Origin of the sequence: Kitasatospora sp. NPDC058162 (assembly GCF_042884005.1) — a bacterium.
GTDB lineage: Bacteria > Actinomycetota > Actinomycetes > Streptomycetales > Streptomycetaceae > Kitasatospora.
This window is the reverse complement of sequence record NZ_JBHVUS010000073.1, coordinates 1-10761: the sequence shown is the minus strand read 5'-3', so window position 1 is coordinate 10761 and position 10761 is coordinate 1. Positions and strand designations below refer to the sequence as shown.

At 74.0% G+C, this 10761-nt stretch carries 13 protein-coding genes and 1 pseudogene; 7 read left to right on the top strand and 7 right to left on the bottom strand.

Going from position 1 to position 10761, the window contains the following annotated elements; genetic code table 11:
• Positions 1 to 12 precede the first annotated feature (12 nt).
• Both ACFVXG_RS45765 and ACFVXG_RS45760 read left to right on the top strand, forming a co-directional pair.
• On the top strand, positions 13 to 522 hold the full coding sequence (locus tag ACFVXG_RS45765) for a nucleoside deaminase (RefSeq protein ID WP_387936461.1): 510 nt from the start codon (positions 13 to 15) through the stop codon (positions 520 to 522).
• A gap of 16 nt (positions 523 to 538) precedes the next feature.
• A complete protein-coding gene (locus ACFVXG_RS45760) occupies positions 539 to 964 on the top strand; it encodes an NUDIX domain-containing protein (protein ID WP_387936460.1) in 426 nt (141 codons plus the stop codon).
• A 27-nt stretch (positions 965 to 991) separates the two neighbouring features.
• On the opposite strand, the gene ACFVXG_RS45755 is transcribed toward ACFVXG_RS45760, so the two are convergent.
• Positions 992 to 1375: a hypothetical protein gene (locus tag ACFVXG_RS45755; protein ID WP_387936459.1), complete on the bottom strand. Its 384-nt coding sequence runs from the start codon at positions 1373 to 1375 to the stop codon at positions 992 to 994.
• A gap of 217 nt (positions 1376 to 1592) precedes the next feature.
• Between ACFVXG_RS45755 and ACFVXG_RS45750 the strand changes: the two genes are divergently transcribed.
• On the top strand, positions 1593 to 2558 hold the full coding sequence (locus ACFVXG_RS45750; RefSeq protein ID WP_387936458.1) for an alpha/beta hydrolase: 966 nt from the start codon (positions 1593 to 1595) through the stop codon (positions 2556 to 2558).
• Positions 2559 to 2676: 118 nt separating this feature from the next.
• Entirely contained in the window at positions 2677 to 3228 is a 552-nt protein-coding gene (locus tag ACFVXG_RS45745) for a YciI family protein (RefSeq protein ID WP_387936457.1), read from the top strand.
• Positions 3229 to 3293: 65 nt separating this feature from the next.
• Here ACFVXG_RS45745 and gndA read toward each other — a convergent pair whose 3' ends face one another.
• Positions 3294 to 4760 (bottom strand): NADP-dependent phosphogluconate dehydrogenase, encoded by a 1467-nt coding sequence (gndA, locus tag ACFVXG_RS45740; RefSeq protein WP_387936456.1) that lies wholly within the window; start codon positions 4758 to 4760, stop codon positions 3294 to 3296.
• Positions 4761 to 5174: 414 nt separating this feature from the next.
• Between gndA and ACFVXG_RS45735 the strand changes: the two genes are divergently transcribed.
• The 3 genes from ACFVXG_RS45735 to ACFVXG_RS45725 all read left to right on the top strand — a co-directional run bounded on the left by ACFVXG_RS45735 (position 5175) and on the right by ACFVXG_RS45725 (position 8053).
• Entirely contained in the window at positions 5175 to 6812 is a 1638-nt protein-coding gene (locus ACFVXG_RS45735; RefSeq protein WP_387936455.1) for an alkaline phosphatase family protein, read from the top strand.
• Positions 6813 to 6983: 171 nt separating this feature from the next.
• A complete protein-coding gene (locus ACFVXG_RS45730) occupies positions 6984 to 7781 on the top strand; it encodes an NAD-dependent epimerase/dehydratase family protein (protein WP_387936454.1) in 798 nt (265 codons plus the stop codon).
• 113 nt (positions 7782 to 7894) lie between these two features.
• A complete protein-coding gene (locus ACFVXG_RS45725; RefSeq protein WP_387936453.1) occupies positions 7895 to 8053 on the top strand; it encodes a hypothetical protein in 159 nt (52 codons plus the stop codon).
• Positions 8054 to 8090: 37 nt separating this feature from the next.
• Here the strand turns inward: ACFVXG_RS45725 and ACFVXG_RS45720 are convergent, their stop codons facing one another.
• The 5 genes and pseudogenes from ACFVXG_RS45720 to ACFVXG_RS45700 form a co-directional block, all read right to left on the bottom strand.
• Entirely contained in the window at positions 8091 to 8618 is a 528-nt protein-coding gene (locus tag ACFVXG_RS45720; RefSeq protein WP_387936452.1) for an SMI1/KNR4 family protein, read from the bottom strand.
• A 154-nt stretch (positions 8619 to 8772) separates the two neighbouring features.
• Positions 8773 to 8934 (bottom strand): annotated as a pseudogene (locus tag ACFVXG_RS45715) (alpha-ketoglutarate-dependent dioxygenase AlkB); the annotation flags it as partial.
• Positions 8931 to 9494 (bottom strand): hypothetical protein, encoded by a 564-nt coding sequence (locus ACFVXG_RS45710; RefSeq protein WP_387936451.1) that lies wholly within the window; start codon positions 9492 to 9494, stop codon positions 8931 to 8933. The pseudogene ACFVXG_RS45715 and the gene ACFVXG_RS45710, both read right to left, overlap by 4 nt.
• Positions 9491 to 9793: an Ada metal-binding domain-containing protein gene (locus tag ACFVXG_RS45705; RefSeq protein WP_387936450.1), complete on the bottom strand. Its 303-nt coding sequence runs from the start codon at positions 9791 to 9793 to the stop codon at positions 9491 to 9493. Before ACFVXG_RS45705 ends, ACFVXG_RS45710 begins: the two co-directional genes overlap by 4 nt.
• A gap of 15 nt (positions 9794 to 9808) precedes the next feature.
• On the bottom strand, positions 9809 to 10546 hold the full coding sequence (locus tag ACFVXG_RS45700; protein ID WP_387936449.1) for a 2OG-Fe(II) oxygenase: 738 nt from the start codon (positions 10544 to 10546) through the stop codon (positions 9809 to 9811).
• Positions 10547 to 10761: the final 215 nt, after the last annotated feature.

Here is a 10761-nt window from a genome sequence, read left to right as displayed (position 1 = left end):
CAGGAGAACACCGTGGACTTCGTCCAGCGCACCATCGACCTCGCCCGCCGCAACGTCGCCGAGGGTGGCCGCCCGTTCGCGACCGTCATCGTCAAGGACGGCCGGATCCTGGCGGAGAGCGCCAACAAGGTCGCCCAGACCAACGACCCCACCGCCCACGCCGAGATCCTCGCCATCCGCGAGGCCTGCACCGCGCTCGGCACCGAGCACCTGACCGGCGCCACCATCTACGTCCTGGCCCACCCCTGCCCGATGTGCCTGGGCTCGCTGTACTACTGCTCGCCGGACGAGGTCGTCTTCCTCACCACCCGCGACGCCTACGAGCCGCACTACGTCGACGACCGCAAGTACTTCGAACTCGCCACCTTCTACGACGAGTTCGCCAAGAACTGGGACGAGCGCCGGCTCCCGATGCGCTACTCGCCGAGCGAGGACGCGGTCGAGGTGTACCGCCTCTGGCAGCAGCGCAACGGCGGCGAGCGCCGGGTCGCGGGCGTCCCCACCGCACCGACCGCGGGCTGAGGCTGCGGTGCGCGAGGTGATCCAGGTGCTCGAGCCGCCGGTGGTGATCGAGAAGGTGGCCTGGATCCGGCTCGACGAAGGCCGGCTCCTCGCCACCCGCAGCCACGGCCGCGAGCTGTTCTACCTGCCCGGCGGCAAGCCCGAGCCCGGCGAGACCCATCCGGAGGCCCTCGCCCGGGAGATCGAAGAGGAACTCGGTGTCACGCTGGACCGGGCGACCATCACGCCCCTGCTGACCGTCGAGGCCCCGGCACACGGCAAGCCGGCCGGCACCCTGGTCCGCACCAGCTGTTACGCCGCCGACCACACCGGCACCCCCACCCCGTGCGGGGAGATCGCCGAGCTCGCCCACCTCACCCACGGCGACCACCCCCGCGCCAGTGCGACCACCCGGATCGTCCTCGACCACCTCGCCGCCACCGGCCGACTCCTTCGCTGGTGAGCCCGGGGGCCAGTCCTCGCCTCTGGGTCAGGGCGCGGTGAGCCCGGGTAAGGGGCGGTACGCGGTGCAGTAGTCGCAGTCGCAGACGGTCAGGGAGTTGGCCTGGCAGTGGGCGGTGGGCCAGTACCGCGAAGCGCACGGCCCGGAGTCGACCGGGGCGCCGTCCTCGGGCAGGGTGCGGCGGCAGGCGCCGCAACGGACGGTGACCGCCACGCCCGCGCGGCGCAGGTCCCGTGCGGCCGGGGCTGCGATCCCGAAGGGGATGTCCGCCAGGAGAACGGCCGTTCCGGCGTCCAGTGCCTGGCCGCTGTGCCACAGGCTCAGCCCGGTCACCCTGCGGACCGCCTTGAGCCGCACCGCACCGCGGGGCGAGGGGCCGGCCAGTTCCACGGTGAACTGCGGATCCTCCACAACTCCCACCTCCCTCCTCATCATCGGAATGGATCGCATCCGAAGGACAGTCAACTCCCCGCCCGGCCACCGCGCCATCGGTTTTTCGCGCCGCTGCTCCCGACCGGGGCCGCCGTGCCGCCGTGCGGACGGGGCTGGCAAGCTGGGCCCGGCGGGGTGCCGACCGGGTGCCCTCGGGGAGGGGGTGCCGGTGGTGGGTGGTTCGGTGGTCCGGAGCGTGCCTCCGCTGGATCCGCAGGTACGGGCCGCGGTGGAGGCCGCTGGCGGGCGGGCCCGGGAGGCGCTCACCCCGGAGGGGCTGGCGGCCTGGCAGGAGCGGGACGCGAGCGCCCGGCCCCGGCCGACGCTCGACCAGCTGCGCGACGGCGGCCGGTTCGAGGTGACGGAGCTGCACGCGCCACGGGGCGACGGCGACGGCGAGGTCACCCTGGTCAGCGCGCGGCCCGCCGGGGTCGGCGAGGAACTGCCGCTGCTCTACTACCTGCACGGCGGCGGGATGGTGACGGGCAACGCGTGGTCCGTCCTGCCCCGGCTGCTGCGCTCCTGGGCGCTGCCCCTGGGCCTGGCGGTGGTCTCCGTCGAGTACCGGCTGGCGCCGCGCACCCGCTTCCCGGGGGCCGTCGAGGACTGCTACGCCGGACTCGGCTGGGCGGTCGAGCACGCGGAGGAACTGGGCGTGGACGCCCGGCGCCTGGTCATCGGCGGCAAGAGCGCCGGCGGCGGGCTCGCGGCGGCCCTGGCCCTGCTGAGCCGTGACCGCGGCGGCCCGGCAGCGAGCGGCCAACTGCTGCTCAGCCCGATGCTCGACGACCGCGGCGAGACCTACTCCAGCCACCAGATGGCCGGTCACGACACCTGGGACCGCGACTCCAACGCCACCGCCTGGCAGGCCCTGCTCGGCGACCGCCACGGCGCCGCCGACCTCTCGCCGTACGCCGCCCCGGCCCGCGCCACCGACCTGTCCCGGCTGCCCGCCGCGTACGTCGACGTGGGCTCCGCCGAGACCTTCCGGGACGAGGCCGTCGCCTACGCCGACGCGATCTGGCGGGCCGGCGGCGAGGCCGAACTGCACGTCTGGTCCGGGGCCTGCCACGGCTTCGACACCCTCGCCCCGCACGCCGCCGTCAGCCAGGACGCCCAGGAGGCCCGCACCCGCTGGCTGCGGCGCGTCCTCCAGCGGTGAAGCGGCGGCCACCGAGCGGCCGACGACCGGCCACCGACCGGCCACCCATCGGCCGACGAGCGGCTGACGAGGCGAAATCCACTCGACCGGGGAGCCGGTGCGAAGGGATCCTACGGACATGGAGTTCCTCTGCTACCACCGTGACCGGCCCGGATCCCTGCCGCTGCGCGACGAACTGCTGGAAGCGCACTGGTCCTACATGGACGGGTACGCCCAGGAGATGATCGCCCGGGGGCCGACCCTCACCGACGACGGCGCCCTCCCCACCGGCAGCGTGCACATCGTCGACCTGGCCGGTCCCGCGGCCGCCCGCGCCTTCGCCTTCGACGAGCCGGGCTACCAGGCCGGGGTCTACCGGGACGTGCTGGTGCGACGCTGGCGCAACACCCTGGGCCGCACCATGTGGGAGTTCCCTGGCGGCCGGACCGGTGGCGACCGCTACCTCGTGCTCGGCCTCGGGGCCGGAGAGCCCGCCGACCTCGCCCTGCCCGCCGACCGGGAAGACCTCATCGCGTACGGGCCGCTGCTCTCCGACGACGGCACCGCCTGGCTGGGCACGGCGGCCCTGCTCCGGGCGTCGGGCCCGGACGCGGCCCGGGCGGTCCTCACCGCGGACCGCTACGCCGACATCGAGGTGCACAGGTGGCAGTTCGGCGGACGCCCGTCCTGACCTCCTACACGTCCTGAGGGTCTCGCGGGCCGTGGCCAGCGGTCCGCGAGACCCTCAGGGGCCGCCTACGCCCCGCCGTCCGTGCGCTCCTCGGGCCGACCGGGCTCGGCCCAGCGGGTGTGGTAGCTGCCCGGCCGGTCGGTGCGGCGGTAGGTGTGGGCGCCGAAGAAGTCCCGCTGCCCCTGGATCAGGGCGGCGGGCAGCCGTTCGCTGCGCAGGGTGTCGTAGTACGCGAGCGCGGCGGAGAACGCCGGCACCGGGATGCCGTGCCGGGCCGCCCCGGCGACGACCGTGCGCCAGGCACTCTGGGCGTCGGCGACCTCGGTGGCGAACTGCTTCTCCGCGAGCAGGCTGACCAGGTCGGGGTTGTCGGCGTGGGCGGCGCGGATCCGGTCGAGGAACGCGGCCCGGATGATGCAGCCGCCGCGCCAGATCTTCGCCACCGCGCCGAGGTCGATGTCCCAGCCGTACTCGGCCGCCGCGTCGCGGATCATCGTCCAGCCCTGGTCGTAGGCGATGACCTTCGACGCGTAGAGGGCCTGCTCGACGTGGTGGGTGAAGCGCTCGGCCTCGTCCGCTCCCAACGCGGGCGCGGCGCCGCCGGGCAGCGGCCGGTAGGCCTGGCGCAGGGCGGTCCGGGATGAGGCGACCCGGGCGAAGGTGGCCTGGGCGATGGCCGTGACCGGGGAGCCGAGGTCGAGGGCGGTCTGGACGGTCCAGCGTCCGGTGCCCTTCTGCTCCGCGGCGTCCTGGACGATGTCGACGAAGGGCCGGCCGGTGTCGGCGTCGGTGTGGGCGAGCACCTGGGCGGTGATCTCGATCAGGTACGAGTCGAGGCGCCCGCGGTTCCAGCGCTCGAAGACGCCGGCGATCTCGGCGGGGGAGTACCCGCCGACCTCCCGCAGGAGGTGGTAGGCCTCGGAGATGAGCTGCATGTCGGCGTACTCGATGCCGTTGTGCACCATCTTCACGAAGTGGCCGGCCCCGTCGGTGCCGATGTGGGTGCAGCACGGCTCGCCGTCCACGTGGGCGCTGATCCGCTCCAGCATCGGGCCGAGCACGGTGTAGGACTCGGCGGAGCCGCCGGGCATGATCGACGGGCCGAGCAGGGCCCCCTCCTCCCCGCCGGAGACGCCGCTGCCGACGAAGTGGATGCCGTGCTCGCGCAGTGCCTTCTCGCGGCGGCGGGTGTCGGCGAAGTGCGCGTTGCCGCCGTCGATGATCATGTCGCCCGGCTCCAGCAGCGGGGCGAATTCCTCGATCACCTCGTCGGTGGGTCCGCCGGCCTTCACCATGATCAGCAGGCGGCGCGGCCGCTCCAGCGCGGCCACGAAGTCCTGCGGCGACTCCGCAGGGACGAAGGTGCCCTCGTGGCCGAACTCCTCGACCAGGGCCCGGGTCCGGGCGGGGGTGCGGTTGTGCACCGCGACCGTGTACCCGTTGCGGGCGAAGTTCCGCGCCAGGTTGCGGCCCATGACCGCCAGCCCCGTCACGCCGATCTGTGCGGAGCCGATCCGTGCGGATGCGTCCATGAGCTGTGCTTCCTTCCTCGGAGTTTCTCGGACTTCTCGGGCTTCTCGGGCTTCTCGTCTCGGAGTGCCTCGGGCCGGCCGACGGAGGGCATGCGCGCCGACCGGGTGCCGCGCATGCGAAAGACCGCCGTGGGCGGTCGGAATCCAGGATCGCCGCCGGACCGCGCGGCCCGCCCGGGGGATTGGGCCGTTCAGGTGGCTCGACACCGCGCTGCCGCTGCCGCACCGACCGTACACCCCCGCCAAGTGCCATGGCAGGGCCACGATTTGGTGGGATCCAGGTAAAATCCCGGCCACTCCGCGGACCGGACCGGTGCTGTTCACGTCCCGGCTGCCGCCGGTACACCGGGGCCTCCCAGCCTAGGGGCCGCACCGCCGCAGCCACCTCCCCTCCCCCCTCCACAGGAGACCTCTGTGACCCGTCGTTACGTCCGACTGGCCGCCACCCTCGGCGCCGCCGGAGTGCTGGCCGGATCCACCGTCGCCCAGGCCGCCGCCGCCGAGGAGGGCCGCGGCGCCCACGCCAGGCACGTCCTGCTGGTGTCGGTCGACGGCCTGCACCAGTCGGACCTCGCCCGCTTCGTGGCCGAGCACCCGCAGTCCGCACTGGCCCGGCTGGTCCGCGGCGGCGTCGAGTACACCCACGCCGGCACCACCAACCCGTCCGACTCCTTCCCCGGCATGGTCGCCCAGCTGACCGGCGGCGGCCCCGGCACCACCGGCGTCTACTACGATGACACCTACAACGCCGCGCTGCTCCCGGCCGGCACCACCGACTGCAAGAACGCCAAGCCCGGAGTCGAGGTCGACCTCACCGAGGACCTGGACAAGAACAAGGACGCGCTCGACGCCGGCCAGGGCCTGCCCGGTCTGCCCGGCTCCATCCTGCGGATGACCGGCGCCCCGCAGACCCTGATCGACCCGGCCAAGCTGCCGGTCGACCCGCAGAGCTGCAAGCCGGTCTACCCGCACTCCTACCTCCAGGTGAACACCGTCTTCGAGGTGGCCCGCCAGGCCGGCCTGCGCACCGCGTGGTCGGACAAGCACGCCGCCTACGACATCCTCAACGGCCCCTCCGGCGAGGGCATCCAGGACCTCTTCACCCCCGAGGTCAACAGCAACGCGACCGGCTACAAGGGCGACTGGACCAAGGACAACCGGGCCACCGAGCAGTACGACTCGTACAAGGTGCAGGCCGTCCTCAACGAGATCGACGGCTACGACCACAGCCGCTCGCAGCAGGTCGGCACCCCGGCCGTCTTCGGCCTGAACTTCCAGTCCGTCTCCACCGCGCAGAAGCTGGCGAGCTCCGACGGCCTCCAGGGCGGCTACGTCGGCAAGGGCGTGCCCGGCCCGCTCGTGGAGAAGAACCTGGAGTACGTCGACCAGCAGATCGGCGCGCTGACCGCGGAACTGCGCAAGCAGCACCTCGACGGCTCCACCACCGTCATCCTCTCCGCCAAGCACGGCCAGTCCCCGATCGACCCGGCCGCGCTCAACCGGATCGACGATGGCCCGCTGCTGGACGGCCTCAACGCCGCCTGGAAGGCCGCCCACCCGGGCGCCGGCGACCTGGTCGCCCACGCGGTGGACGACGACGGCGTGCTGCTCTGGCTGAACGACCGCTCGGAGGCCGCCACCGGGTTCGCCAAGGCCTACCTGCTGGCGCAGAGCGGCAACGGCGTCGACATCAACGGCAAGGCCCGCCCCTTCACCGCGGGCGGCGTCCAGAAGGTCTACGCCGGCCAGGAGGCCGCCCGCTACTTCCACGTCGCCCCCGGCGACGCGCGGGTGCCGGACGTCTTCGGCATCGCGCAGTACGGCGTCGTCTACACCGGCGGCAGCAAGATCGCCGAGCACGGCGGCGACCACGCCGACGACCTGAACGTCCCCCTGGTCGTCTCCGGCGCGGCCACCCCGGGCGGCGTCCGCCAGGACGAGAAGGTCGAGACCAAGCAGATCGCGCCGACCATCCTCAAGCTGCTCGGCCTCAAGCCGAACGCCCTCCAGGCCGTCCGCGAGGAGCACACCCGGGTCCTGCCGGTCCGCTGACGACCGGTCCGCCCCCGACTGCCCCCGACCGCCTGCGGGCGGTCGGGGGCAGTACCGCCGAACTCCGAATAATCAAATGATCTCTGGTGCCGCGTCAGGTATGGTCGCAGCGCGTCGAACCCGGGCAGCGGTTCGACGAAGCCGTGAGGAAGAACCAGGGAGACACAACGGATGGCGAACCAGCTCGGACCGGTCCTGCTCACCGGTGCCGCCGGCCGCATGGGCACCAGCCTGCGGGAGTCGTTGCCCGCCTACGGACACCGGCTGCGCAGCTTCGACCGCCTCCCCGTGCCCGGCGAACCCGACGCCATCACCGCCGACCTCCAGGACGCCGAGGCGCTGGCGGCGGCCATGGACGGCGTCAGCGTCGTGATCCACCTGGCCGGGATCCCGGGGGAGGCGCCGTTCGCCGACATCCTGGCCGCCAACATCGAGGGCACCTACCGCCTCTACGACGCGGCCCGGGCCGCCGGCGTCCGCCGGATCGTCTACGCCAGCAGTAACCACGCCACGGGCTTCACCGAGCGGCCGGCCGAGGGTGGCACGGTGCCGGTGGACGGCCCGGTGCGGCCGGACACCTACTACGGGGTCTCCAAGTGCTTCGGGGAGAACCTCGCCTCCCTGTACGCCGACCGCCACGGCATCGAGACCGTCTCCCTGCGCATCGGCTCCTTCACCGCCGAACCCCGCAGCCTCCGGACGCTCGCCACCTGGCTCAGCCCCGGCGACTGGGCCCGCCTCGCCCACGCCGCGCTCACCGGCCCCGTCACCGGCCACACCGTCGCCTACGGCATCTCCGCCAACACCCGCGCCTGGTGGGACCTCTCGACCGCCCGGGCACTCGGCTACCAGCCGCAGGACGACGCCGAGGCCTTCGCCCCCGCGCTGATCGCCGAACTCGGCGAGCTGTCCCCCGACGACCCGGAACACCGCTACCTCGGCGGCCGCTTCACCCAGAGCGGCCGCTGACGGGCAGGGCGGTCGGCCGTCGGCCCACGCTCGACGAGATCGAGGAGTGCTTCGTCGCGCTGATCGAGGGTCGGCTCACCCGGGACGAGGCCGATCGCTGGGCCGCCCGGTGGGTGCTCGATGACGAGCTCGAGTGGGACGACACCTCCTGGTGGGCGCTCTGCCTCCTGCACGGCATCGACCTCCCCTCGGGCGAGGACGGCGCCCACCTGCACGACGACCAGCAACTACGGGCATGGCTGGCCGAGCTGCGGAAACGCCGGACGGGCTGAGGCGGCACCGACCTCCACGGGATCCGAAGGAGCGTGCTCAGCCGCAGAGTTCGAAGACGACGTCGTCGAAGTCGGGGAACTCCGCGGTGGCCTGCTCGATGACGGCTGCGGCCGGGCGCCGCCGCTCCGGCGCGAAGCGTTCCGCGACGGCCGTCCGCTCCGGGCTGGGGCGCGGGGTGCGATCGGGGTCGTTGTCGACGGTGGCTTCGAAGGGGCCGAGCCCTGCTGCGAGTACCCACAGGAAGTCGGCCAGGTCGGTTGCCACGACGCCGGTCTGTCCCTCGGAGCCGAGGACGACCACGGGCTGCTCGGCGAGCGGCCGGCCGGGACGGGCCAGCCAGATCGCCGCGTACCCGCCGGTGCCGTGCTGCCCGAACAGCCGGAAGTCGTCGCCGGTCAGCTCGGGATTGCCGGTCCAGGCGCGAAGCCAGTCGGTGGTGTCCCCGGCGGAGAGGAAGGCGTCGAAGGGCTCGAAGTCGACGCCCTCGCCGCGGTCGTAGTCGAAGGGCGCGGCGAGCGCGGCGGCCAGTGGGGCGGGGAACCGGCGGTCATCGGTAGCTGTCACGGGGAGAACCTATCGAGGAACTGCCACGTCGGAGGGATCAGCAGGGGAGGCTGGTGACGCGCCGGTGATGTTGAGGCGGCCCAGGGGCCGGACGCCGTGGTGGGCGAGGGCGGGCGGGGCCGCCGAAGAGCAGGTCGCCGCGCCCGGTACCCGGGGTGTGCCGGATCGGGATCGGGCCGCTTGCCCAGGCGCGGCAGGCGGTGACGAGGGCGCGCTGCTCCTCTGGGGTGAGCCAGCCGGGGACGTGGACCGCTCCGGGGGCGAGTTCGGTTCGGGGTGCGGGCGGCAGCGGAGAGAGCGGCGGGGTGGTGTTCACTGGTCGAGTCCGTCCTGCGGCGGCCGGGTGGTGAGCCAGCCCGCCCGGACCTCCCAGCTGCCGCCGTCCGCGGTGGCGCCGCGGAGGCCGTCCAGGGTGGCCGGGCCCGCGAGGGGGATGGTGCGGGGCTCGGCGAGGGAGGCGAAGCCGAAGGTGCGTTCGGGGGTCCAGGTGGTGCTGTGCCGGAGCCGCCGGGCGAGTTGGACCCAGCCGAGGGGTGCGGCGGCGACCACCCAGGCGTCGGGTGCCTGGGCGGTGAGGCGTTGGGCCGGGCGCAGCCAGGAGGCGGCCTGTTCGGGCCAGTCGGTGATGCTGAGGACGGTTCCGCCGCGGGCCCTCCAAGCCTCGGCGAAGGCCCGGGCGGCTGCGCGGGAGGCCTCGTCGCGGCTGTGGCCGAGGTTGACGGCCTGGACGCGGGGCCGGGTGGTGGTCAACAGGCCGAGCAGGGAGGCGAGTTCGGCGTCACTGGGCCGGGCGGGGGCGGGCAGGGGCCCGTACCCGGAGAGGTCGGCGGGCCGGAGGAGCGGGGAGGGGAGGGACGGAGCCGGGGCTGGGGTCATCGCTGGGTCTCCTGCTGTCGGGTCTTCCACCGCAGGTACTGCGTGGGCAGGCAGACCGCGCAGGGCCGGTAGCCGGCCGCGAGCGCGGTCGGCTCGTCCGCGAAGAAGACCCGGTGGCGAACGTAGCCGCCCGCGGTGATGGCACGCCGGGCGGACGGGCAGTCGAGCCGCCCGTAGATGCGGGCGGGCCGATAGCCGCCGAGGGTTCCGGGCCGGGCGCCGGCCCGGGTGCGGCCGTCCGGGCCGAGCAGCCGGTAGGCCCGGTGGTCGGCAGGGTCGCCGGGGTCGGGGGTGTTCACGTCGGCGTCGGCCTCTCAGGCGTCGTGGAAGACGAGCCCGAGGGCGTGTCGGCGCCCCGAGCGTACGGTGCTCACGCCGTGCCGTACGGGACTGGCGGAGAAGCCCCGCGCCGAGCGGACCGGCCGGTCGCGGGTGGTGAAGACCAGGCCGTGGCCCTGCGGGAGGACGGTGCTGGTGCCGCGGGACTGCGCGCGGGGGCGTTGTTCGACGAGGAGGAACTCGCCGCCGGTGTAGTCGGTGCCGTGCCGGTCGAGGCCGATGACGACCTGGAGCGGGAAGACGAGGTCGCCGAAGAGGTCGCGGTGCAGCGCGTTCCAGTCGCCGGGCCCGTAACGGAGCAGGATCTGCGAGGACTTGGCCTGCCCGGCCGCGTGGCACCGCTCCAGCCACTCGTCGAGGGTGTCGGGCCAGGGCGCGGGTCGGCCGAGCTTCTCCGCCCAGCCGCGGGCGATGGTGAGCAGGTGCGGGTAGAGGGCCCGGCGCAGGGCGTGGACGGGCTCGGGCGGCTCGTGGGTGAAGTAGCGGTACTGGCCGGAGCCGAAGCGGTGGCGGGCCATGTCGACGGTGGTGCGGAACAGGTCGTCGCGGTCGTAGCGGGCGGCCAGTTCGCGGCACTGCGCGGGGGTGAGGAGCTGCGGGGTGAGGGCGCAGCCGTGGGCGTCGAGTTCCTCGGTGAGGGCGGGCCAGTCGGCCGCGTCGACGCGCTGTCGTACGGGTGCGAGGGCGGTGGTGGGGGCGGTTCGGGTGCTCACGGGCCCAGTCTGCGGATCGCCGACGCCCGTCGCTGGCGGCTTTCGGACCGGGAGCTTCCGGCCGGCCTTCCGTGATGTGCGCCGGTCGCCCACCCCCCCCCGGCGGGGGCGGCCGGGGGCGCGCGGGGGCACGGCGGGGCCGCGGTGGTCGGCCCGACCCTCGCCGCGCCCGCCGACCCCCGCCCGCTGGTGGTCGCCCTCGCCCGGGTCGGGGT

Bases quoted from the DNA above. Each gene is read 5' to 3' on its own strand.
- ACFVXG_RS45710 (WP_387936451.1), bottom strand. From the start codon at position 9,494: ATGACCCCAGCCCCGGCTCCGTCCCTCCCCTCCCCGCTCCTCCGGCCC.
- ACFVXG_RS45745 (WP_387936457.1), top strand. From the start codon at position 2,677: ATGGAGTTCCTCTGCTACCACCGTGACCGGCCCGGATCCCTGCCGCTG.
- ACFVXG_RS45730 (WP_387936454.1), top strand. From the start codon at position 6,984: ATGGCGAACCAGCTCGGACCGGTCCTGCTCACCGGTGCCGCCGGCCGC.
- gndA (WP_387936456.1), bottom strand. From the start codon at position 4,760: ATGGACGCATCCGCACGGATCGGCTCCGCACAGATCGGCGTGACGGGG.